At 38.4% G+C, this 21,653-nt stretch carries 38 protein-coding genes and 1 pseudogene; 34 read left to right on the top strand and 5 right to left on the bottom strand.

Features of this window, described 5'->3' with window-relative positions:
• From ACO6FI_RS11390 to ACO6FI_RS11375, 4 genes are all read right to left on the bottom strand, one after another.
• Window positions 1–1,063: tyrosine-type recombinase/integrase (locus ACO6FI_RS11390; protein WP_485457434.1), on the bottom strand; the 1,063-nt coding region annotated here is incomplete at its 3' end.
• A 149-nt stretch (window positions 1,064–1,212) separates the two neighbouring features.
• Entirely contained in the window at window positions 1,213–1,614 is a 402-nt protein-coding gene (locus tag ACO6FI_RS11385; RefSeq protein WP_485457433.1) for a hypothetical protein, read from the bottom strand.
• Between the two features lie 13 nt (window positions 1,615–1,627).
• The gene (locus ACO6FI_RS11380; RefSeq protein ID WP_485457432.1) at window positions 1,628–2,041 is read right to left on the bottom strand and encodes an ImmA/IrrE family metallo-endopeptidase; all 414 of its coding nucleotides are present in this window, start codon (window positions 2,039–2,041) and stop codon (window positions 1,628–1,630) included.
• A gap of 5 nt (window positions 2,042–2,046) precedes the next feature.
• Window positions 2,047–2,445, bottom strand: a complete 399-nt coding sequence (locus ACO6FI_RS11375) for a helix-turn-helix domain-containing protein (protein WP_485457431.1) — start codon at window positions 2,443–2,445, stop codon at window positions 2,047–2,049.
• A gap of 257 nt (window positions 2,446–2,702) precedes the next feature.
• On the opposite strand from ACO6FI_RS11375, the gene ACO6FI_RS11370 reads away from it, so the two are divergent.
• The 4 genes from ACO6FI_RS11370 to ACO6FI_RS11355 all read left to right on the top strand — a co-directional run bounded on the left by ACO6FI_RS11370 (window position 2,703) and on the right by ACO6FI_RS11355 (window position 4,210).
• Window positions 2,703–2,897 (top strand): helix-turn-helix domain-containing protein, encoded by a 195-nt coding sequence (locus ACO6FI_RS11370; RefSeq protein ID WP_485457430.1) that lies wholly within the window; start codon window positions 2,703–2,705, stop codon window positions 2,895–2,897.
• A gap of 13 nt (window positions 2,898–2,910) precedes the next feature.
• Window positions 2,911–3,090 (top strand): hypothetical protein, encoded by a 180-nt coding sequence (locus ACO6FI_RS11365; protein WP_485457429.1) that lies wholly within the window; start codon window positions 2,911–2,913, stop codon window positions 3,088–3,090.
• Window positions 3,091–3,307: 217 nt separating this feature from the next.
• The gene (locus ACO6FI_RS11360) at window positions 3,308–3,952 is read left to right on the top strand and encodes a BRO-N domain-containing protein (protein ID WP_485457436.1); all 645 of its coding nucleotides are present in this window, start codon (window positions 3,308–3,310) and stop codon (window positions 3,950–3,952) included.
• A gap of 9 nt (window positions 3,953–3,961) precedes the next feature.
• Entirely contained in the window at window positions 3,962–4,210 is a 249-nt protein-coding gene (locus ACO6FI_RS11355; protein ID WP_485457428.1) for a hypothetical protein, read from the top strand.
• Here ACO6FI_RS11355 and ACO6FI_RS11350 read toward each other — a convergent pair.
• The gene (locus ACO6FI_RS11350) at window positions 4,170–4,394 is read right to left on the bottom strand and encodes a hypothetical protein (RefSeq protein WP_485457427.1); all 225 of its coding nucleotides are present in this window, start codon (window positions 4,392–4,394) and stop codon (window positions 4,170–4,172) included. The genes ACO6FI_RS11355 and ACO6FI_RS11350 overlap by 41 nt on opposite strands.
• 95 nt (window positions 4,395–4,489) lie before the next feature.
• Between ACO6FI_RS11350 and ACO6FI_RS11345 the strand changes: the two genes are divergently transcribed.
• The 30 genes and pseudogenes from ACO6FI_RS11345 to ACO6FI_RS11200 all read left to right on the top strand — a co-directional run.
• Window positions 4,490–4,645 carry a hypothetical protein gene (locus tag ACO6FI_RS11345; RefSeq protein ID WP_485457426.1) on the top strand — a complete coding sequence of 52 codons (156 nt, stop codon included), beginning with the start codon at window positions 4,490–4,492 and terminating at the stop codon, window positions 4,643–4,645.
• Complete coding sequence (locus tag ACO6FI_RS11340) at window positions 4,642–4,833, top strand: hypothetical protein (protein WP_485457425.1); 192 nt, start codon at window positions 4,642–4,644, stop codon at window positions 4,831–4,833. Before ACO6FI_RS11345 ends, ACO6FI_RS11340 begins: the two co-directional genes overlap by 4 nt.
• Window positions 4,817–5,200 carry a helix-turn-helix domain containing protein gene (locus ACO6FI_RS11335; protein ID WP_485457424.1) on the top strand — a complete coding sequence of 128 codons (384 nt, stop codon included), beginning with the start codon at window positions 4,817–4,819 and terminating at the stop codon, window positions 5,198–5,200. The genes ACO6FI_RS11340 and ACO6FI_RS11335 overlap by 17 nt, the downstream gene beginning before the upstream one ends.
• Window positions 5,201–5,209: 9 nt before the next feature.
• Window positions 5,210–5,476: a hypothetical protein gene (locus tag ACO6FI_RS11330; protein ID WP_485457423.1), complete on the top strand. Its 267-nt coding sequence runs from the start codon at window positions 5,210–5,212 to the stop codon at window positions 5,474–5,476.
• Window positions 5,473–5,808 carry a hypothetical protein gene (locus tag ACO6FI_RS11325; RefSeq protein WP_485457422.1) on the top strand — a complete coding sequence of 112 codons (336 nt, stop codon included), beginning with the start codon at window positions 5,473–5,475 and terminating at the stop codon, window positions 5,806–5,808. Before ACO6FI_RS11330 ends, ACO6FI_RS11325 begins: the two co-directional genes overlap by 4 nt.
• A 14-nt stretch (window positions 5,809–5,822) precedes the next feature.
• Window positions 5,823–6,557, top strand: coding sequence for a pentapeptide repeat-containing protein (locus tag ACO6FI_RS11320; protein ID WP_485457421.1), 735 nt, complete (start codon window positions 5,823–5,825; stop codon window positions 6,555–6,557).
• 41 nt (window positions 6,558–6,598) lie between these two features.
• Window positions 6,599–6,829, top strand: a complete 231-nt coding sequence (locus tag ACO6FI_RS11315; protein ID WP_485457420.1) for a hypothetical protein — start codon at window positions 6,599–6,601, stop codon at window positions 6,827–6,829.
• 16 nt (window positions 6,830–6,845) lie between these two features.
• Complete coding sequence (locus ACO6FI_RS11310) at window positions 6,846–8,276, top strand: AAA family ATPase (protein ID WP_485457419.1); 1,431 nt, start codon at window positions 6,846–6,848, stop codon at window positions 8,274–8,276.
• A gap of 10 nt (window positions 8,277–8,286) precedes the next feature.
• A complete protein-coding gene (locus ACO6FI_RS11305) occupies window positions 8,287–8,928 on the top strand; it encodes a recombinase family protein (RefSeq protein ID WP_485457418.1) in 642 nt (213 codons plus the stop codon).
• Complete coding sequence (locus ACO6FI_RS11300; protein ID WP_485457417.1) at window positions 8,909–9,721, top strand: PD-(D/E)XK nuclease-like domain-containing protein; 813 nt, start codon at window positions 8,909–8,911, stop codon at window positions 9,719–9,721. Before ACO6FI_RS11305 ends, ACO6FI_RS11300 begins: the two co-directional genes overlap by 20 nt.
• The gene (locus ACO6FI_RS11295) at window positions 9,718–10,134 is read left to right on the top strand and encodes a single-stranded DNA-binding protein (RefSeq protein ID WP_485457416.1); all 417 of its coding nucleotides are present in this window, start codon (window positions 9,718–9,720) and stop codon (window positions 10,132–10,134) included. The genes ACO6FI_RS11300 and ACO6FI_RS11295 overlap by 4 nt, the downstream gene beginning before the upstream one ends.
• Window positions 10,135–10,142: 8 nt before the next feature.
• Window positions 10,143–10,637: an ERCC4 domain-containing protein gene (locus ACO6FI_RS11290; protein ID WP_485457415.1), complete on the top strand. Its 495-nt coding sequence runs from the start codon at window positions 10,143–10,145 to the stop codon at window positions 10,635–10,637.
• A 2-nt stretch (window positions 10,638–10,639) separates the two neighbouring features.
• The gene (locus ACO6FI_RS11285; RefSeq protein ID WP_485457414.1) at window positions 10,640–11,188 is read left to right on the top strand and encodes a CHC2 zinc finger domain-containing protein; all 549 of its coding nucleotides are present in this window, start codon (window positions 10,640–10,642) and stop codon (window positions 11,186–11,188) included.
• Window positions 11,188–13,038: a DUF927 domain-containing protein gene (locus ACO6FI_RS11280; RefSeq protein WP_485457413.1), complete on the top strand. Its 1,851-nt coding sequence runs from the start codon at window positions 11,188–11,190 to the stop codon at window positions 13,036–13,038. The genes ACO6FI_RS11285 and ACO6FI_RS11280 overlap by 1 nt, the downstream gene beginning before the upstream one ends.
• Before the next feature lie 465 nt (window positions 13,039–13,503).
• The gene (locus ACO6FI_RS11275) at window positions 13,504–13,791 is read left to right on the top strand and encodes a hypothetical protein (protein WP_485457412.1); all 288 of its coding nucleotides are present in this window, start codon (window positions 13,504–13,506) and stop codon (window positions 13,789–13,791) included.
• Complete coding sequence (locus ACO6FI_RS11270) at window positions 13,769–14,704, top strand: phosphoadenosine phosphosulfate reductase family protein (RefSeq protein WP_485457411.1); 936 nt, start codon at window positions 13,769–13,771, stop codon at window positions 14,702–14,704. Before ACO6FI_RS11275 ends, ACO6FI_RS11270 begins: the two co-directional genes overlap by 23 nt.
• Entirely contained in the window at window positions 14,701–15,024 is a 324-nt protein-coding gene (locus ACO6FI_RS11265; RefSeq protein ID WP_485457410.1) for a DUF4406 domain-containing protein, read from the top strand. Before ACO6FI_RS11270 ends, ACO6FI_RS11265 begins: the two co-directional genes overlap by 4 nt.
• A 45-nt stretch (window positions 15,025–15,069) precedes the next feature.
• Window positions 15,070–15,402, top strand: a complete 333-nt coding sequence (locus ACO6FI_RS11260; protein WP_485457409.1) for a hypothetical protein — start codon at window positions 15,070–15,072, stop codon at window positions 15,400–15,402.
• Entirely contained in the window at window positions 15,380–15,718 is a 339-nt protein-coding gene (locus ACO6FI_RS11255; RefSeq protein ID WP_485457408.1) for a hypothetical protein, read from the top strand. Before ACO6FI_RS11260 ends, ACO6FI_RS11255 begins: the two co-directional genes overlap by 23 nt.
• Window positions 15,711–15,929 carry a hypothetical protein gene (locus tag ACO6FI_RS11250; RefSeq protein WP_485457407.1) on the top strand — a complete coding sequence of 73 codons (219 nt, stop codon included), beginning with the start codon at window positions 15,711–15,713 and terminating at the stop codon, window positions 15,927–15,929. Before ACO6FI_RS11255 ends, ACO6FI_RS11250 begins: the two co-directional genes overlap by 8 nt.
• Window positions 15,926–16,231, top strand: a complete 306-nt coding sequence (locus ACO6FI_RS11245; protein ID WP_485457406.1) for a hypothetical protein — start codon at window positions 15,926–15,928, stop codon at window positions 16,229–16,231. Before ACO6FI_RS11250 ends, ACO6FI_RS11245 begins: the two co-directional genes overlap by 4 nt.
• On the top strand, window positions 16,221–16,526 hold the full coding sequence (locus tag ACO6FI_RS11240) for a hypothetical protein (RefSeq protein ID WP_485457405.1): 306 nt from the start codon (window positions 16,221–16,223) through the stop codon (window positions 16,524–16,526). Before ACO6FI_RS11245 ends, ACO6FI_RS11240 begins: the two co-directional genes overlap by 11 nt.
• Window positions 16,527–16,534: 8 nt before the next feature.
• Entirely contained in the window at window positions 16,535–16,789 is a 255-nt protein-coding gene (locus tag ACO6FI_RS11235) for a hypothetical protein (RefSeq protein ID WP_485457404.1), read from the top strand.
• Window positions 16,790–17,041, top strand: coding sequence for a hypothetical protein (locus ACO6FI_RS11230; RefSeq protein ID WP_485457403.1), 252 nt, complete (start codon window positions 16,790–16,792; stop codon window positions 17,039–17,041).
• The gene (locus ACO6FI_RS11225) at window positions 17,028–17,189 is read left to right on the top strand and encodes a hypothetical protein (protein ID WP_485457402.1); all 162 of its coding nucleotides are present in this window, start codon (window positions 17,028–17,030) and stop codon (window positions 17,187–17,189) included. Before ACO6FI_RS11230 ends, ACO6FI_RS11225 begins: the two co-directional genes overlap by 14 nt.
• Complete coding sequence (locus tag ACO6FI_RS11220) at window positions 17,186–17,599, top strand: DUF1492 domain-containing protein (RefSeq protein ID WP_485457401.1); 414 nt, start codon at window positions 17,186–17,188, stop codon at window positions 17,597–17,599. The genes ACO6FI_RS11225 and ACO6FI_RS11220 overlap by 4 nt, the downstream gene beginning before the upstream one ends.
• Window positions 17,600–17,839: 240 nt before the next feature.
• The gene (locus ACO6FI_RS11215) at window positions 17,840–18,280 is read left to right on the top strand and encodes a terminase small subunit (protein ID WP_485457435.1); all 441 of its coding nucleotides are present in this window, start codon (window positions 17,840–17,842) and stop codon (window positions 18,278–18,280) included.
• A complete protein-coding gene (locus ACO6FI_RS11210) occupies window positions 18,264–19,529 on the top strand; it encodes a PBSX family phage terminase large subunit (protein WP_485457400.1) in 1,266 nt (421 codons plus the stop codon). The genes ACO6FI_RS11215 and ACO6FI_RS11210 overlap by 17 nt, the downstream gene beginning before the upstream one ends.
• An 11-nt stretch (window positions 19,530–19,540) precedes the next feature.
• Window positions 19,541–21,004, top strand: a complete 1,464-nt coding sequence (locus ACO6FI_RS11205; protein WP_485457399.1) for a phage portal protein — start codon at window positions 19,541–19,543, stop codon at window positions 21,002–21,004.
• Window positions 21,001–21,653: pseudogene (locus tag ACO6FI_RS11200) on the top strand (hypothetical protein); the annotation flags it as partial. The gene ACO6FI_RS11205 and the pseudogene ACO6FI_RS11200, both read left to right, overlap by 4 nt.

Below are 21,653 nucleotides of genomic sequence, written 5' to 3'. Positions count from 1 at the left end.
CGTCTTCTTTCTCTTCCAGAATGTGGCTATAAATATCTAATACCATCTTCTCTGAATCCCCCAAAAGCTTTGCAATCATCTTAGTTGATAGTGTAGGTACCTGATAGCATAACCTTGTACAATAGTTATGTCTAAAGATGTGTGCTGTCAGTCCCTCAGATGACGGGTCTACCGCTTCAATCTTTGCTCTGATAGACTTCCACATATCCTTATACTGGTGTAGCTTGTACGGCGTGCCGTCTTCTCTTTCAAAGAGATAGTACTTACAGCCCTTTAAGTATTCTTGTAGGAATTCTTTTAAATCAGGCGTGAGAGGAACGCTACGATTACCTCTGTGGCTCTTTGTACCCTTGATGTATGATTTATTACCGTCAAATGCTAAAGCCTTATTTACGCTTAAATTAGAGCTTTCAAGGTCTATGTCTGATACAGTTAAGGCAAGTACCTCTTCACGTCTTAGACCACAAGAGTAGAGTATATAGACAAGACATTTTTCTGTATCGGTGAAATGTGCTTCCTTTATAGCAGATACTTCAGATTTTGTAAGCGGTCGTCGTTCTTTAGCTTTATACTTAGGCAGTAGCAGGCCGTCACAAAGTATAAGATATGCGCCTTGAGTAAGAATAGAGTCCTTTATAGCCGACTTTATAATCTGTTTAAATGTAAGAGCAATCTTTTGACAGGTTCTAGGCTTGTCAGCATTATCATTGAGTAAGTTTTGTATGTGATGTCTTGTGATACTTTGAACTTTTATAATTCTGAAATCAGAAAAGTATTTATTGATTATAGTTTCATACATCTTGTAAGTCGCAAGCTCTTTTGTAGTCTTAAATGTATCAAGCCATATGAGGGCATAATCATAAAAAATATCATCCGCTTGCGGAGTGAATTCTGTATTTTGAACTTTTAAATTAAATTCGTTTACTTTCTTTTCCAGATCTGCACTGGACTTCTTGGATATTAAGTTTATTCTGTGCTTAGATCCGTCAGCATTATAAGTACCGTCCCACACCTTTGCGCGGAAGTAGCCGTCTTTTCCTTTACTGTATTTAGCCTTTGCCATATGTACCTCCTTAAATTTGAGTATAAAAATAACACCTATTGCAAGGTGCTACCACAAATGGTACAATATAGCTTGCGAGGGCATATCGATGTGAGTAGCAACTTGCAGAGGTATGTTTGGCCATCCGATTATCCGGGTGGCTTTTTTAATTATAAAGTTATATTTGATTGCGTAGGCTTAAATTCGTTCTGCATCTTTATGAGCTTAAGAGTATCGCCACTCATGTGCAGTATCCATAGAGCAAGCATTTTTGCTTCACCTGAAGCGGATGTATACTCAATAGACAAGTACTTCCTTGTAAGCTTTGAAGTTTTCGCAGCATTTCCGTGATATTTCTGCATAAATTTATCTTCGTCCATGCAAGATACAGATTTTATGCGGTCTTTAGGCAGATTCACACTAACCTCTGGTTTGTCAGATTTTATTTCAAAATCTGTATCAGTCATCCTGATCCAACACGGACAGTCTGTATAAAGAGCGTCTACGCCCTCATAATGAAATGCCCGTATCGGCTTCATTTCCTTTTTAGCTCCAAATCCAAATAATCCCATATTTTTATCCCCTTTAAAATTTATTTTTTATATCCAACAATTCCTTGGGATATACGATAGTATCTTGTTCGCAGTCAGGTATAAGTAATTCAGCTGCAAACATATTAGCTTCACGCTCTACCCACGATGTAAGTAGTAGGGTGTGATTTTTTATAAATGCACATTCTTTGGTTCTGTGTAAAAAAGCGTGTCCAAGTTCGTGTGCGACTACCACTCTAAACATATCGGTATCAATCAGATCCTCATTGATAAATATCCATTTCTTGCGTTTTATCAATTTATAAAACCCTGATAGTTCATCTAATTGACAAATTATGACTCCTATTCCGGCAAACTTTGCAATCCGGATAGGGTCTCTACTTCCAGTCATTCTTTCATAGTGTGCAATGATTGTTCTTATTTTCTTGCGCGTTTTTTCGGTATTCAATTCTATCACCCTTTGTTTTTGTTCGGATTATATTTTACCTTGTTTTCCTTCTTTGTTTCTGTAAGTGCGTATTCTAAAGCATTGCGAAGAAGTGCCTTGGAAGTTTCACTAAGTTCTTGACCATTGTACATCAAAGGGCTATCAGTTCCGCTCTCAAGTTGCTCCATCATCTCATCAAGGCTTTTTGCAATGTCTTTGTAATCTGAATCCGTCAGAGTATCACCCATAAGATAATTCATACTTACATTAAAGTAGTCTGCAACCTTTTTTAATTTATCTGCTTTTGGGATTGACTTGTCCCATTTAACAATAGTTCCATTTCCAAAGCCTAGTTCTTGTTCTAGTTGCGGTAAGCTAATTTTCTTTCTATCGGCCAACTGTTTAACTCTATCTTTAAGTTCCATTACACCTCCAAAAATCCACATGAAAACTTTCTAAAATAGTAGTTGACAACTAGAAAATATTCTAGTAATATATATTCAGTGCTAGAAAATATTCTAGTAGCAGAATTCCATAACTGCGAATTATGGGGTTTAAAAAGGGCTCATATGAATTTATTCGTTAACTATAAGGGAATAATAGAATATTTTCTAATGAATGTCAATATGCAAGCTAGAATATTTTCTAACAAAATAACTTAAAAAGGAGGATATTAAATAACTTGTATGAAATCATAAAAAAGCTGTGCGAATCGAATAGTATTTCCGTATTTTCTTTAGAGAGAAAACTTGGATTCGGGAATGGCGCCATATCCAAATGGGATAACAGTTCTCCGACAGTAGCAAACTTGAAAAAAGTAGCTGATTACTTTGGGGTAACGATTGAGGAGCTTTTAGAAGAAAAAGAAGCAGTTTAAAAGGGAGGTGAAAATGGAACTTACAGATGAACTTTTAAGTTACTGGGAGCGACTGGCAGAGGAGAATAATAATTATAGGTTGTCGCTCCACATAGAAACCCTAAAAGAAATTAGGGAAATAAAGGCTTTACTTAAAGAGCAAACCAACAACAGAAATAATACCGCACAGGGAACTGATAGTAGTAAACACTAAAATAGCAATGTTGTATTTATGCTGTTTTTGGTTAGTTTCTTCAAGGTATTCGATTATTTTTATGGATTCATCGAGAGCTGAATACGTTATGTCGTCTTTCATCTCTTGATTCCAAGATTCAAAAAATCGATCGTCCATTAAAACCTCCTTTCTTTAACATCAGGCTTGGCAGAGCCTGTGAGGACAGTTTAAAGGGGGTTAGGAGCAAAGTAAATATATAAAGAGAATTTTAGGAGGTGATTTTATAAAAATAGAAAAGTGGTGTAACCACGAAATCAGATTTGTAGAAAAAGATGGTGAATGGTGGGCGGTGCTTAAGGATGTATGTGATGCTTTAGGGTTAAGTCCTAAGTGGGTTAAACAACGACTTGATGATGAGGTTGTTTCAAACAACCCCATAACTGATGACTTAGGAAGGGAGCAGACAGCGCTTGTTGTAAATGAATACGGCATTTATGACACTGTATTCCAAAGTAGGAAGAAAGAAGCAAAAGACTTCCGTAAGTGGGTGTACAAAATGCTTTCCGAACTTCGCAAGGCATCAGGCTACGAGGGTTTTGAGATTTTCAGAATGCTTGATAAGGAACATCAAAAGGAAATGATGAAAAAGCTTCAGGAAGGACTTAAAAAGCCTGCAAGGGTTGATTTTATCAAGGCTAATACGATAGCAAATAAGGCTGTATCGCTTAAACATGGGTATCCAAAGATGTTAAAGAAAGCAGATATGGCTCCAGAGATGCTGAAGGATAGAGAGCCAATATTAGCGGACACGGTAGAGTTAATGTCGGTCAAGGATAAATACGGATTAGATGTATCAGTAAGCGATACGATTTATAAGAAAAATGAAGAAAAGGTAGGTTAGGAGGGAAAAATGACAGTAAAACCAATAAAGATAGAAATAGTAACAAGCTATATTTCTGACATAGAGGGAATAGTTGAAGCAGTTAGAAATATAAGAAAGTCCAACCCTGACGAAACGTTGGAGGTTACAGTCAGGGTTGAGAAATTTGGAAATGTCAAAAATATAGTTCATCCTTGGTTAGAGGGTGAAACTAATGTTGATGATTTCGCAGAAAAAATTAGTCATCGACTTCAAAAATTTCTTGAAGAGCAACGCTAAGCATTTCTCTTGTGATTTCAGCAGACATAAGAATTGATGAAATAATCAAGTTTTCGGTGGATATCTTATTATCATCGTTAGCATGTTTACTAAGAAATTCTGTAACATATTGTGGATCTGAAAATTTGGAAATTGCTTTTGTATATCCATTTTCGATAATTTTGTTGAAATCATTTTTAGTCATACTCATATCCCTCCTTTCATTTACTCGGCTTGGCAGAGCCTGTATAGATAGTTTAGGAGAGATTGGGAACAAAGTAAATAGGAGAAAATATAAACATGGATGAAAAAGAAAGTAGCAAAGAAGCCTTAGAAAAGATACTGCTCGGATATATTGAGCGTTTAACTAAAGAGGGAACAGCTGAACAAGTTTCAATAGTGGCTCATGAGTTGGTAGAACTTATAAATCATGAAGATACGGACTTAGACAAATGAAAAAAGAAGAGGTGATAAGCCAGCTTAATGACCTTTGGGAACATTGCCACAGCATGATAGATCGCAGGGATGAGAATTGTGTTTGGCGTAAGGATGTAAAGGCATTAGAAGAGGCTATAAGGATTATACAAAATGTCAAAGTGAGAAGTTTTTCAAAGAAGAGAAGAAGCTATGAAAGAAGAAAATGATTACTCACCGCGAAGGGGCTGGACTTTAGAAGAAATAGCCACGCTCTCAGAGCTTAAGGCCAAGGGCACTAAGATTGTAAAGATTGCTGAAACATTAAATCGTAAAAGTGTGTCAGTTTCTGCAAAGATAATCGCTATGGGAGCGGATTTATACAATAGAGAGACATGGAAGAACTACACATCAAGAACCTTACCGTGGACAAAAGAAGAATTAAGGATTGTCAAAGAAATAATGGAGAACGGTGGAGATGCTAAAACCGCAGCGCTCAAAGTACTGCATAGTCCTAACGAGATATATAGAAAAATGTCTTTTATGGGTAAGAATTTCTTTGATGAAAGTACTTGGGGTAAGTACGCGGTAGATTAGGAGAAAATTATGGAGTATCCAAAACAAATTATGAATATATCGGAACTTAAGTGTATGGGTTTTCCTAAGGCCCTGCTATTAGAAGCCTACAGAGACCCGAAACAGGGTTTCGCAACTAAGGTAAATCCGTCAAAACCGAATTCAACAATAATATTCGATACAGACGGTTTTGATAAGTGGATAGCAAAGAGGATAAAAATACAAACTTCGGAATTTGCAAGTCAGAGGAGAAGGCCTGCAAGGTCTCAGTTGAAGATAGTAAGGGAGGTAATATGAAACAGTACAGGAGGTGGACAGATGAAGAGATTGAGCGCCTGAAAAGTTTTGTGACTGATGGCGAGTCATTAGCAAGTATTGCTAAAAAGCTAAATCGCGGTTGTAGTAGCGTGAGACTCAAGAAAAAGGCTTTGGCGAGCGGAAATCTTCATTCCAAAATGTTTTGGACGGTTGAGGAGCTTAAAACATTGAGGGAATTACAGCAAAGAGGCTTAACAATAAAGCAAAGAGCAGAGGCTATTGGAAGGTCTGTCTCGTCAGTTAAGAATAAGCTTTACGAAATCGGCATCGACATCTGGCACGAAAATTCATATCAAAAATATGTGTGTTAAAAAAAGGAGGCAATATGAAAAAGGATTTGAAAGAGGCTTTAAACAATAATTTCGCAAATATGGACTTGAGGGGATGGAGCTTTAAAGGGCGAAACTTATCGCAAGCAAACTTCACAGGGGCAAACCTTGAGGGAGCGATCTTTATAGATACAGTTCTGGTCAGTACAAATTTCGAGGGCGCAAACTTAAAGAATACTGACTTCTCATGTGCAAATGCATGGGCGGCAAACTTTAATGAGACAAACTGTCAAAATTCACTATTCTTGTCAGCTAATTTGACAGAAGCAAGCTTTGAGGGTGCGGATCTGGACGGCGCGAGTTTTGCTCAGGCAAATTTAACAGAGGCAAACCTTCAGGACACAAACATTATTACTGCCGAGTTTGATAATACAGTGGGTATTTATCCCGTATGCCCGACGGAGGGAGAGTTTACAGGATGGACGATAGGAGAGGACTTTGAAGGCAATGACTGCTTAGTAGAAGTATCTATTCCTACATGGGCTCAGAGAAGCTCAGGAACAACAAGAAAATGTAGGGCGGAAGTGCTGTACATTGAATTAATTGAAAGATTAAAAGATGGCTATGATCCGATTGAGGTTACACTTAAAAACAGAGATTATATCTTAACTGAAAAGGAATGCGCCTACGATAGCGGTTTTGAATACGACAGATTCAAGGTAAGCTCTACAGACCTTTACTTCTGGATATCAAAAGAAGAGGCCTTAGCGCAGGCGAGGAAACGCATATGATGGTAGAGCATAACAAAAAATAGATTGGGAGGAAGAAGAATATGTCTAAGGTAGCAGAAGAAAAAGTGATTGTGCCGGCTGTGTGGTCTGACAAAAGATTTGAAAGAAGAATAGAAACACTGGAGAGCAGAAACAGCAAGCAGATAGGGGCTTTAAAGGAAAGAATTGAGGAGCTTGAGTACGCTCTTGACGGCATTGAGAAGGCGTTTTGGGGCGGAGTGATAGGGCTTATAGTACTGGATTTGGCTATATTAGCGATAGCGATTTTTTAATAGAGAAGGAGAAAATATGAGAGTTACAAAGATTAAGATTAAGAATTTATTTGGAATAAAAGAGTATGAGGCTGACGGAAAGTCTGTAGAGCTGTCCGGAAAAAATGGAACAGGGAAAACATCTGTAATCGATGCAATTCGCTATGCTCTTACAAATAAATCCAGTAGGGATTATATAGTAAGAAACGGTGAAAATGAGGGAGAGATAATTATTGAAACAGATAATGGATTAAGGATTAACAGAAAGGAGCGCTTGACGCAGGCAAGTTATAAATCTGTTAAAAGCAATGGTAAGGAAGTTCCGAGTCCTGAAAGCTTCCTTAGAGATATATTTACACCTTTACAGCTTAATCCGGTTGAGTTTGCAGGAATGGACAAAAAGAAGCAAAATGCAATGATTTTAGACTTAATTGAATTTGCTTGGGATATGAACACAATTAGAGATTGGTTTGGAGAGATACCGGATTGGGTATCTTATGATCAAAACATACTGGCAATTTTAGATGATATTCAGTCTGAAAAAGGAAAGTACTTTCAAAGAAGGCAGGATGTTAATAGAGATATAAGGAATAAAAACGCATTTATTGAAGAAATCGCAAGTTCAATCCCTGCGGGGTACATGGTGGATGAATGGGAAAATGCAAGCGCAGGCGAGATTTATAGGCAAATAGAGACTATAAGACATCAGAACGGCTTAATTGAAAAAGCAAAGGCGTTTATTCAAAGCTCAGACAATAAGATTAGAGGATTGCAGGCAGAAAAGGAGATTGCAATTACGGCTATCGAGCGTGAAACTGCAAACCGTGAAAGCAGTATTAGGAAGTCTATAGTACAGCTTGAGGAGCAGATTAAGGCGTATAGACAGGAGCTGTCAACACTTTCAGAGAAAAAACAAGATAAGATTGCACTTGAGGAAGAGAAATATAACGCTAATGTGGCTAAATTAACAGCAAATTTGGCAGAGTATGAAGAATTAGCGAATCAGGAAATAAAAAGCGTGGACGAACTTAGCAAGCAAGCAGAACACATTGAAGAAATGAAAGGACATATCAATGAGTATCGTAGGATGGAAAGCTTGCAAAGTGAAGTTGAAAATCTTCAGCAGGAAAGCGAAGAGCTGACAGAGAAAATCACTAAAGCAAGAACTTTGCCGGGAGAAATATTGCAAACATCTAATATTCCGGTTCAAGGCCTAAGTGTAAAAGATGGAGTGCCGCTTATAAATGGACTTCCAATCAGCAATCTTTCAGAAGGTGAAAAGCTGGATCTATGCATAGATGTAGCAATTCAAAAGCCTAACGGTCTGCAAATCATACTTATTGATGGAGTCGAAAAAATGGCTACAGAGCTCAGAGAAAGACTTTATAAGAAGTGCAAGGACAAAGAATTGCAATTTATAGCAACAAGAACAACAGACAGTGATGATTTAACAGTGGTTGAGTTATAGGAGAAGAAGTATGAATGAATTAACAATACAGGAAATGGATAAACTGGCAAGCGAAATAACACCGATAACAGATGAAATTTTCGTAACTCCAGGAGAATTTCAAAATCTTTACAACTTCGGGAAAATGTACGCTTCAAGTTCGATGATACCACAAAATTTCCAAAGAAAACCCATGGATTGTGCTATTGCAATAGATATGGCTAATCGTATGCATGTAAGTCCTATGTTTGTAATGCAAAATCTTTATGTTGTTAAGGGTAAGCCTTCATGGAGTGGGCAGGCATGTATAAGCATGTTGCAAAACTACAAAGAGTACAAAAAGGTTAGGCCTGTATACTTTGGTGAGAAAGATACAGAGAATTGGGGATGTTACATAAAAGTTGAAACGGCAGACGGTGAAGTTATAAAAGGTCCGGAAGTGACAATGAAGATGGCAAAGGCCGAAGGCTGGATAAGCAATCCAAAATGGAAAAATATGCCTGAACAAATGCTTGGCTATCGTGCAGCGGCTTTCTTTGCAAGACTGCACATACCAAACTTACTAATGGGTTGTTGCGTTGAGGGAGAGGCGGAAGATATTGCACCAGCAAGGCCTAAGGCTCACGATCCGTTTGAAAAAGAGGAAACCGTAAATGACACTGACAAGCAGTAACTACTTTAGTGCAGAGGCTAACAGAGAGTATTTGTCTGTTAGCCAGTACAAGGATTTTGTAGGGAGTACAGGAATAAAAGGATGCGAGGCAAGGGCATTGGCAGAGCTGAACGGAGAATATGAGAGAGAAAAAAGTACAGCTTTGTTGGTTGGCAGTTATGCAGATTCTTACTTTGAGGGCAGTTTAGAGCAGTTTAAGGCTAAAAATCCTGAGATTTTTACAAAGCAAGGTACTTTAAAGGCTGAATATAGACAAGCTGAAGAGATTATAAACAGGATTGAAAGAGATCCGTACTTCATGAAGTTTATGTCAGGGCAAAAGCAAGTAATAATGACCGGAGAAATCGGAGGAGTACCTTGGAAAATAAAAATGGATTCATATATTCCTGACATCTGCATAGTTGACTTAAAGATTGTCAAGTCAATCCGTGAGAGGTTTTATGTAAAAAAATACGGTTTTACGGATTTTATTACAAATTGGGGATATGAAATTCAGGGAGCTGTATATCAAGAAATTGTTCGACAGAATACCGGGAAAACACTGCCTTTTTATATAGCGGCTGCAAGCAAAGAAAAAGTTACAGACATAGAAATTATACAGATAAATGATGAGGCGCTTGCAGGAGCACTTGAGAAGGTGAAAGAGCATGTTGAAAGAGTTGTGAAGATAAAAAATGGTGAGATAGAGCCTGAAAGGTGCGGAACCTGTGATTATTGCAAGTTTACAAAAGTTCTTTCAAGACCAATGCTTTACACCGATTTAATATTAGACGAAGTGGAGGATACAGAGTGAATCAAGCTATTATATGCGGAAGGTTAGTAAGAGATCCGGAGATAAGATACACAAATGGCGAAGAGGCAAAGGCGGTGGCTAAGTACACTATAGCGGTCGACAGAATGAGAGACAAAGAGGCCGACTTTATATCATGCGTTGCATTTGGAAAGTCGGCAGAGTTTGCGGAAAAGTACTTCAGAAAAGGTCAAAGAGTATTGATTTCAGGACGTATTCAGACAGGAAGTTACACAAACAAGGACGGACAAAAGGTGTATACAACTGATGTTCTTATAGCTACACAGGAGTTTGCAGATGGTAAAGGAGCAGGCACAGGGCAGACGAGCTCAAGACCGTCGTCATCAAATGCAAGTACTGACGAATTTATGAATATACCGGATGGAGTGGATGATGAAGGCCTGCCATTTAACTAGGAGGCGTAATGCAGATACAAATAGACACGAGAGAAAAGGCCAAGGCTATACAGAAGATACTGCAGGAGTTTAACAGGCAGGGAGTAACTCAGATATCCTCAAAATTGTATGTTGGCGACTATATGAATTACGATAATCCTAGGCTTGTAGTTGACCGAAAGCAGAACTTAAGCGAGCTATGTGGCAATGTATGTCAAGACCATAACAGGTTCAGAAACGAGCTTTTAAGGGCGAACGAGGCAGGTATAAAAGTTATATTTTTATGCGAGCATGGCAAGGGGATAAATAGCCTTGAAGATGTGCAAAACTGGATAAATCCACGAAGATATGCCCGTGTAAAGTCTGCTACTACAGGCAGATGGGAAACATTTGAAACTAAGGCAATGACAGGAGAAAAACTGTATAGGGTTCTTTCAACAATAAGAATTAAGTATGGTTGCGATTTCCTATTTTGCAACAAGGAAGAAACGGGAAAGAAAATAATAGAAATCCTGAGGAGGTGAGTATGACATCTGAAGAAATAAAAGAAAAATATTCAATGTCGGAAATCCTTGAGCGATACGGATTTAAACCAAACAGGGCAGGATTTATATGCTGCCCTTTTCATAGCGAAAAAACCCCGTCAATGAAAATTTATGCAAAATCTTTTTACTGTTTCGGTTGTGGAAAGCACGGAGATATCTTTGACTTTGTCGCAGGTATGGAAAATTGTAATTTCTCTGAGGCTTACAAGAGCCTTGGAGGAGTAGAGGATAATAGTCGAAAGGCTAAATTTGCAGAATACAAAAGGCGTAAGGCACGTGAGAAAGCCACTAGGATTGCACAGAACGAGCGAAATAAGAAAATATGTATATTTGATAGGCAAGATAAATTAAGGGCGAAATTAAGCAAATTAGAGCCTTTAAGCGATGAATGGGCAAACTGCTACAGGGAACTTTTACAAGTGACTGTAGAGCGTGCAGAGTTGGGCAAGGAAGAGGATGTATATGAGTATGCATATACTTATGTGACTTCAGCTTTGTATCAGGATTTTTACAGTAAAGGAGCAGGTTGATGAAGAAAATTGAAGAAGTGACTAAAAGCGACCTGCTCTCAAGAGAGTTTATGCAGGAAGTCTTTGACGAAGAGGACGAAATTGAAAGAGGAGTAAATATAGCCAACCTGATGGACAGAGCAAGAGAGTTGAAGGCATATACGGAGTTTAAGGTGTTGCTTGATGCTTTCCGAAAAGCCGAAAGGGAAGCACTACCCGAAAAGACAAAAGGTACCCTTTGCCAGTGGACGAACTTTGAAAGTGATGAATACAACAATATGATTTGCGGTTATTGGAATGCTACAGAACGTGGAATACTTAAGCCTAATTCAGACGAGTATGCCTGCTATCATCCCATACTACCGATTGAAAGATTGAAAAATATTGAAACTGGGGCGGAGCAAATAAAGCTTGCATATAAGCGTAACGGAACTTGGCATGAAATAGTAGTACCTAAGTCTTTGATAGCTTCAGCAAGTAAAATAGTAGCCTTGGCGGAGCAGGGAATAGCAGTTACAAGCGAAAATGCAAAGCTCTTAGTAAAATATTTATCAGATGTGGAAAATCAGAACGATAATTTAATAAAAATTAAGCGCTCAACCTCTAAGTTCGGATGGATAAACAAAGATTTTATACCGTTTGACGGCGATATCATTTTTGATGGTGATATGAAGTTCAAGCAAGTATCCGAAAGTGTTACCACTCAAGGTAGCTACAAAGCTTGGTTAGACCACGCAAGAACCGTAAGGGCAAGAAAAAGGATTGAAAGTAAATTTTGTTTGGCCGCATCATTCGCAAGCGTCCTGGTTGCTCCATTAAGAGGCCTACCCTTCTTTGTAGACCTTTGGGGATGCACTGAAGCAGGTAAGTCGGTGGCTTTAATGCTTGCAGCGTCCGTTTGGGCAAATCCTGATGAGAACGCATTCATAGGCGATTACAAAAGCACAGAGACGGCCTTAGAGGCTAAAGCTGACATGTTAAACCACTTGCCTATGCTCTTAGACGATACATCAAATCAAAACAGGAGATTGGCAGAAAATTTTGAAAGTTTGGTATATGTGCTTTGCTCCGGAAAGGGCAAGACAAGAAGTAACAAGGATATTGGTATAAACAGGGAAAGCAGATGGAAAAACTGCATAATAACCAACGGTGAAAAGCCTTTGACTTCTTATGTAAATCAAGGCGGAGCGATGAACAGAATCTTAGAGATAAGCTGTGACGGCCACATATTTGAAGATCCAAGGCTTACGGCTTCAGTGGTAAAAAACAATTATGGCTATGTCGGCAGGGATTTTATAAAAATTCTAAAAGAAATCGGTGTTGAAGGGCTTATGGAAATTCAAAAGGGTTTTCTGGATAAACTTGACAATGATGAAAAAATGCAAAAACAAAGCTTATCACTTTCTATAGTGCTTACAGCCGACAAGATAGCGACAGACTATATTTTCAAAGACGGTGAGTATATAGACATTGAGGAGGCCAAGCAGACCTTAATTGATAAAAATGAACTTTCGGATAATGAGAGGTGTTACAGGTATATCGTTGATAAGGTGGCCATGAACCCGGCAAGGTTTGATCCACTAAATGAGGTTGTGGAGAGATGGGGAATCATAGAAGACGGTTATGCTGTAATTATTTCAACTGTCATGTCGGAACTTTGCAAACAGTCAGGGTTTTCAAGAGTATCGTTTTTAAAATGGGCAAGTGATAAGAATTTATTGCTGACAAGTAAAGGGAGAACTGATTCTTTGAAAAAATTCAACGGAACCCCTGTGCGTTGTGTAAAATTAAAATTGTCAGATAATAGCGACTTTAACGGTGGTTTTGAACAAATTGATATGATAAATAATGACATACTTCCGTTTAATTAGAGTATTGTCTGATAAATACGAACCAAATCAAGGTTACAAAAAAAATATTGTGGTTACAGGGAAAAACCTTAAAAAGCTAGTGTTTATGCGGATTTTTCGGGGGCGTAACCATGTAACCGCAGAAACCATGCACATGTATATGTATATATATAAAAATATTTTTTCAATATTTTATGTATAAAAAATTCTTCTCTATATGCGAGAGTGTGTTTTTTATGGTTACATGGTTACGGTATCCACGAAAGCCTTTATACATAAGGGTTTGAGGGCGTATCCAAACCGTAAAAAAGCACGGTTACGCATGGTTATACTGGTTACAACAGGGGAATTACTTGGTCTAACAAAAATAGAAAAACAAGATAATAAACCAATAATATTATATAAATACTATTATTATCAGATAATTATATTACAGATAAGCGTATTATTATCAGTTTAGAAACAATTTAGGAGCTTTTAAAGGATATGGACTACAAGGAAATAATGCCGAATGACAAGATAATTGTGATGATAAATGACATACACAATAAATGGTGGAAGTCGGCAAGGGAGTTTGATGAAAACTCAGATAAAGAAGAGGTTGCAAAGTCTATGCAGGTCTTAATGAAATATGTTGAGGCGAACTATTCAAGCTATCCGATTGCATGCAAGATAATGGAGGCTTACATAGACGAGCTTGACGCAAGGGTAAAGGGCGGATATAGAAGCTTTGAGGGAGAGAAGGAAAAGAATGAGCGAAGAGAAAATAAATAAAGCTATCGAAGCACTCAAGACAGCCGAGAAGATAGCAAAAAATTTTTATGACAAGCCTTTAGTTGTTGCTTATAGTGGCGGAAAGGATAGTGATGTTTTGCTGGATTTAGCGATAAAATCAGGCATAGACTTTGAGGTCTCTCACAGTATCACGACTGTGGATGCGCCGCAGACAAATCGACATGTAAACAAAGTTTTTGCAGAGCTGAAAGAAAAAGGCATAAACGTATACAAGAAACTACCAACCTATAAGGGTAAACCTGTAAATATGTTTAGCTTAATAGTACAAAAAGGCATGCCACCGACACGACTTATGAGATATTGCTGTAGAGTGTTTAAAGAAGGTACAGAGAAAAATCGAGTAATAGCATTTGGAGTCAGAGCAGTAGAATCAAGAAATAGACAAAACAGAAATATATTTTCTACAGTCGGAAAGAAATTGGCAGACGCAAAGCATTTTAGCCTGGAGCACACAGAAGAAGTTTTTAAAGATGCGAAAGGACAAGATGAAGTTTGGGATTGCACGCTTGTGACTACAGCAAGGAAGCATAAAACTATATTTGTACATCCTGTATACGATTGGACAGATAATGAAATCTGGGAGTATATACACGAAAACAATATCACGTACAATAAACTTTACGATATGGGTTATAAAAGGGTTGGCTGCGTACTGTGTCCGATGGAAAGGAAGTCTGAAAAGCTAAAAGATATAGCAACATTCCCCAAATATAAGGGTAGGTACATCAAGGCATTTGACAAAATGTTAGAAACACGAAAAGCAGCAGGTAAGGACGATCCTTATGGTGAGTGGACAAATGGTGAGGGTGTATTTCGTTGGTGGATAGAAGATGCCACTATACCAGGACAGATAGAGTTCGATTTTTCAAAGATAGAAAAGGAGCAGAAATGAGAATATACCTATCAGGACCGATTGCGGGCGTTGAAGATTATCACTTAAATTTTCTAAAGGCTGAAAATCAGGTGAGAGATATTTTTAAAAATGACGAGGTAATAAATCCAATGTGGATGGGCAACATGCTGCCGGGCGGTAGTCATGAAGAGTATATGACTCTTTGCTTTGCCTTAGTGGGTATGGCGGACAAGATGGTCATGCTTGAAGGCTGGCAGCAGTCGAAAGGCGCGTGCATGGAGAAAAGTCTTGCAGAAGAAATGGGCATAGATGTGCTTGAGCTTGGAGCAAGTGGAGAGATAAAAGGGCAATGCATATAAATACATAAAAAATATTAAATACAAATATTATAGCAGAGGTGAAAGATGGGAAAAGAGAAAGTCGAAAAGATTTGGGAGTTGCTTAGTAAAATTAGTTTTGAGTTAGACCAAATTAAAAAAGGATACAAAGACATAGAAACTTTAAAAGAGTGGATGAAAGATAAGGATATTTGTATCACTTTCAGTGCTGGAGGATGGAGAGGCGGAGAGCTTTGTCCAGTGGTTTTGTACAGCTCCGACTTTGACGATATAACAAACGCAGCTATAGAAGTAATTTATAAAAGATTAGAACAGAGAAATGCTGAGGCACTGGAATATGCAAGGGAGATACAGGAAATATTGACGGAGGTGGAAGATGACAAGGAAAGAAATGGATGAAATCATAGAGGCAACAACTGAGATAGCAAATAATATGAGAAGCGTGTATAAAATTGATTGCGTGATAGAGAAATTTGAGGATTGTGAATTAAAAGAAGGAATGAATTTCAATACTGAAATTTGCGTATGGCAGGATGGCGATTTTTTTGCGAAAGATAAATTTACTTTAAGTTCATTTTTATCTTCAGACGACCAAACACCACTCAGAAAAATTATCATAGCTATGCTTAAAGAAAAAAGAGAAGAGTATATAAGTGATTTTCAAAAAGCGACAGAAAGTCTTGAAAAGCTTACGAAAGAGGCACTAAATGAGTAGCGATATCAAGCACAACGCCGAAGGCTACAAAGATAGCACAGCCTACAAGGCAATCATGGCGATAGAAGAGACGAAAAGAAGAAGATTAAAAGAGCAGGCCGAACATGACAAACTTGTACAGCATATCAAATATGTTGTTGAGCTTGCGGGATTTAAGCTGACTGACAGAGTGAAGCTTGTACATAGGCAGAGTGGAAGGAGGTATGAATGACGGAAGATTATTTAAAAGAACTTATCAAAATGCAAAAAAAGAAATATGAAATTATATCAAAGGTCGAGGAACTACAAAAGGTTATAGAACTGATAGAGCGCAGGCACAGTTGCATTATATGCGTGAAGAATTGTGATATTTCAGGAGTTATAGATGCAAAATTTGAAATCGGTAGATGTTACGATGAAGATGATGTTCGTAGCGACATAGTTAAAGCACTCAAGATGATAAGAGACAAGTATATAAAAGAGTTTGAAGATTTAGATGCAGAGGCGAGAAAAGGTGGGGAAAGTGGAAGATAAGAGAATAGAAAAGTTGAAAGAGAAGAGTGAGCGTGTAAGCGCATGGCTAGAAGAAATAAGGCTTTGTAATGAAAAAATCACGGAAGCATCTAAGGCATTTGAGATTATAGATTTTAATTGGCCTTGCGACATACTGGTAAAGCCACTTGACGAAGAAATCCTTGAAATTCCATTAACAGGGCCGAGTAGGGAGAAAATAATTAGTACAATTAAAGAAGAGCTTGTAAAAAGGGTAGAGGATTGCATGGATAAGATTACAAAAGTTTATCAGGAGATAGACAAGCTGTTAAAGTGAGGTAGAGTATGAAAAATAATCCGGCAAACAAACTAAAAGATTTTATGTGGCAGTTTCTAATGGATAAGGGGCAGAAAGCAAATGTACCTGCCTTAAAAGAGAATGTGTACACTTTGATAGCTATGGCTACACAGAAGACCGCAGGACAGAAAAAAGGCATAAATTGGAGTGAACTTGATATGGTGCTTATGAGTATAGTGATTGAAGCGACAGCGCTTGTGCAGTCGGGAGTACTTGATGAGATAGAAGCAAAGGAGGAATAAATGGTAATACAAAAGAATGTGACAATAAACCGTAAGGAATATGAGAAGATAAAGAGATATGACCGTACGCAAATGGATACATTCATTCAAAGTGTATACAAAAGTGGATTTGAAGATGGTAAAAGTTCTGTGAAGGGCATAGATTTTTCAAACGTTGAGAAAGTGTTACTTACTGTAAAAGGCATAGGAGAAAAGAAAGCAAAGGATATAGTTATAGCACTTGAGAAGGAGATGAAGAGTGAGAAAAATTAAGGGTGTAATAATGACGGATGTAGTCGGAAGTGAAGTTGAGTTTGAGCTTGAAGTTGAAGATGATGCTACAGAAGAAGAAATTGACAAGTTGGCATGGGAAGAGGCAGCGAACTGGTTGGAATGGTACTGGGAGGAGGTGAGTGAGTGACGGCAAAGGAATATTTAAGACAGCTTAAGACGCTTGATTGTCTTATAAAAGCTAAAGAGCTTGAGAAGGAAAGACTTATGGCATTGGCTGGGAAAGTAAGTGTAAGCTTGTCAGAGAAAGTACAGGGTGGTACAGGCGGTGGAGCAGAGAATGCGATAGTTGATAGTGTAGACTTAGAGAAAGAAATTACTGCAGATATTAAAAAGCTTGTCGAATTAGTAGAGGAGGCAAGGGGATTTATAAATAAGCTGGACAATGAGAGATATAAAGCAGTTTTATCAATGCGATACATATCAGATATGACATTTGAAATGATAGCTGAGACAATGCATTACTCGTTAGGCACAATACATAATCTGCATGCAAGAGGGCTGAAAGAGTTTGATAAAGTATTTAGTGAGAAAAAGTGAAGAAAAGTGAATAAAAATGAGAAAAATAAAGTTGGAAGTGTGATATGCTATATACGTGAAAAGTTTAAAGCAAGTATACTTTTTCATATGACCTCCTTTATGTATGGCATCGGGGCAGGCTTTTATTGATGTTTCCCTGCCCCAAAAGTTAAAGGATACGCTACTAACATTTTCTTCTTGAGAGACAGCTTAACGGCTGTCTTTTTTGTATTCAAAATCACAGAAAGGAGCTGATGATATATCAAACTAACTTTAAAACAACAGAGATTTGCTGATGAATATATCATCAGCGGGAATGCGACAGACGCAGCCATAAAGGCAGGGTATAGCAAGAAGACGGCAAATAGAATAGCAACTGAAAACTTGTCAAAACTTGTCATACAATCCTATATTGACGAAAAACTTAAAGAGTTATCAGACAAAAAGATTGCAGACCAGCACGAGGTACTCGCTTACTTAACTTCTGTACTCAGAGGCGAAACACAATCAGAGATTGTGGTTGTTGAGGGAGTCGGTGAAGGCTGTAGCGAAGCAAGAAGGTTGCAGAAGCTTCCTGACGAGAAGGAACGATTGAAAGCTGCCGAATTACTTGGCAAGCGTATGGGGCTGTTTAAAGACAAGTTGGATGTTACCGCTAATGTGCCGGTAATTATCTCAGGGGGTGATGAACTTGAAGATTGACAGTATTAAGATTCAGCTACCTGAGGTGGTAGGCAAAGGATATGGCACATATTGGCGGTATAAAGGCCGATACAGAGTCTGCAAGGGTAGCCGTGCCAGCAAGAAGTCAAAGACAACGGCACTATGGTATATATGGGCAATTATGAAGTATCCGCAGGCTAATCTGCTTGTGGTCCGCAAGGTATTCAGGACATTAAAGGATAGTTGCTTTACAGAGCTCAAGTGGGCGATAAGACGGCTTAAGGTTGAAAATCATTGGGAAGTTAAAGAATCACCGCTTGAAATGACTTATATTCCGACATGGCAAAAGATTTATTTCAGGGGTCTTGATGATCCGCTTAAGATTACATCAATCACAGTGGAACAAGGATATCTTTGTTGGATGTGGCTTGAAGAGGCATACGAAATATCAAATGAAAACGACTTCAATATGCTTGATGAGTCAATAAGAGGTGCTATTCCTGAAGATGTAAAGTTGTTTAAGCAGATAACAATAACGCTGAATCCTTGGAACGAACATCACTGGATAAAGAAAAGGTTCTTTGATACTCCGGATGATGAGGTTCTTGCGATGACTACAAATTATCTTTGTAATGAGTGGCTTGATAAGGCCGATCTGAAGGTATTTGAGTCAATGAAAAAGAATAATCCTAGACGTTATCAGGTTGCAGGCCTTGGAGAGTGGGGTATAGTTGACGGACTTGTATATGAAAACTGGGAAGAAAAAGCATTTGATATAAATGAGGTCAAGAAGATATCAACAATTCAGTCTGCTTTCGGGCTGGATTTTGGTTATACGAATGATCCAAGTGCTTTGTTCTGTGGCCTTGTAGATACGAAAAGCAAGACGATATGGGTATTTGATGAGATGTACAAGAAGGGCATGAGCAATGAGGCGATAGCGGATGAAGTTACTAAGATGGGATATACCAAGGAGCGTATAAGAGCCGACAGTGCGGAGAAAAAGAGCATTGACAGGCTTTATACATTAGGGCTATCGCATATAACTGCTGCAAGAAAGGGGCCGGACAGCATAGTTCACGGTATCGACTTTATACAGGACTACCACATAATAATTCATCCAAGGTGTGTGAACTTTATCACAGAGATATCCAACTACACATGGGCAAAAGACAGCAAGACCGGAAGTATGATAAATAAGCCTATTGATGATTTTAACCACTTAATGGATGCAATGAGATACGCTCTTGAGGATATCTCGATGGGTTCTGTATACAGTTTTGATTAAGGAGTGAAGATGTGGATTTCATAAAAAGAATAATTTTGGCAATCAGTCAATTTTTTAATAAAAAGAGTATAGCAGGCATATCGGGGATAAGTATTCTAAAGAATGAGACGCTGATATGGAGGTCTTCACCTGATAGGGTAATGCAGCTAAAAGGTGCAATGTACTATGAAGGAGTCCAAGACATATTGAAAAGAAAAAGGACGGTGATAGGTGAAGGTGGAGAGCTGCAGGAGGTTAGCAATCTGCCGAATAACAGAATCATAGACAACCAGTATGCGAAGCTTGTTAATCAAAAAGCTAATTACCTACTTGGACAGCCGTTTGTAGTAAGCTCAGACAATAAAGACTATCTGGAGTGTTTAAAACAGGTGTTTAACAAAAAGTTTATGAGAAATATAAAGACGGCAGGAAAATACATGTTAAACACAGGCATAGCATGGATTTATCCACATTATGACGGTAGTGGACAGCTAAGCTTTAAAGTTTTTCCGGGATATGAAATTTTGCCTTTTTGGGAAGATGACGAAAAGACCAAAGTAAGGTTGGCTGTACGATTATACAAAACGGATGAATACACATACAACGGAACTAAGACTGAAGTGGAAAGAGTTGAGGTATATGCTCCGGATGGTGTGTACAGATTTATACTAAACGGTGAAGCCATAAGGTGTGATGACAATGCCCCATATAGTGCTTATGTAAATACTGAAAATGAAAACTATAACTGGGGTAGGATACCTTTAGTGCCGATGAAATATCATGACGGCACACCGTTACTAAAGCGAGTTAAATCCCTCCAAGACGGTATCAATATAATGCTCTCGGACTTTGAGAACAATATGCAGGAAGACGCAAGGAATACTATTCTTGTCATTAAGAATTATGACGGGCAGGATTTAGGAGAATTCAGGCAGAAGCTTGCATTGTACGGAGCTGTTAAGGTCAGAAGCAATGACTCTGAGAAGGGCGGGGTTGATACCCTTGAGGTCAAGGTAAATGTCGATAATTATAAAGCTATTATTGAGATATTCAAAAAGGCCCTTATCGAGAACGGAATGGGGTATGATGCCAAAGATGACAGAATGTCCGGTAATCCTAATCAGATGAATATTCAGAGTATGTACAGTGATATTGACTTAGATGCAAACGATATGGAGACTGAGTTGCAGGCAGCATTTGAAGATTTACTGTGGTTTGTGAAGGCGCACTTATCCAATATGGGATTAGGTGACTTTGAAGACGAAGAGGCTACTATCACATTTAACAGAGACATATTAATAAATGAGCCCGAGGCGATAGACAGTTGTGTTAAGTCTGTAGGCATTTTGTCAGATGAGACTATCATAGAGCAGCATCCTTGGGTAGATGATGTTCAGAAGGAACTTGAGCGTATAAAGAAGCAAAAAGAAGAGCAAGTAAAAGACCAGTATGGTGCTTTTAATGATACCAACTTAGGGGATGGTGATGATATGTGAAGAACTCAGACTACTGGATAAACAGATTCGGTCAGCTTGAAAGTGTTACAAATAAAGATGCTATGGAGGCCTACAGGGATGTTGAGGAAATATACCAAAAGGCTCAAACAGAGCTTGAAGATAAAATAAATACCTGGTATCAAAGATTTGCAACTAACAATCAAATATCCATGGCAGAGGCGAGAAAGCTGCTAACCACAGGAGAGATGAAAGAACTTAAGTGGTCGGTAGAAGAGTATATAAAGCATGGCAAAGAAAATGCTATCAGCGGTCAGTGGGCAAAAGAACTTGAGAATGCGTCAGCAAGGTTTCACGTATCAAGGCTGGAAGCATTAAAGCTTCAAACACAGCAAAGCATTGAGGCGTTGTACGGCAATCAATTAGATATCGTGGACAGCGCAATGAGAAAAGCATATTCGCAGAGGTACTATAGGACGGCCTTTGAGTTTCAGAAAGGTTTTGGAGTAGGGTTTGCGGTAGACAGACTTGATGAAAATACGCTTAGTAAAATAATCAATAAGCCTTGGGCGGTTGACGGCTATAATTTTTCTAAGAGGATATGGACTAACAAAGAAAAGTTGATAGGCGAGCTTCACAGCTCTTTAACAAGAAATATAATTACCGGAGCGGACCCGGCCAAGGCTATAAA

This window comes from Lachnoanaerobaculum sp., from assembly GCF_057250505.1.
This window is presented reverse-complemented; position numbering and strand designations above follow the sequence as displayed.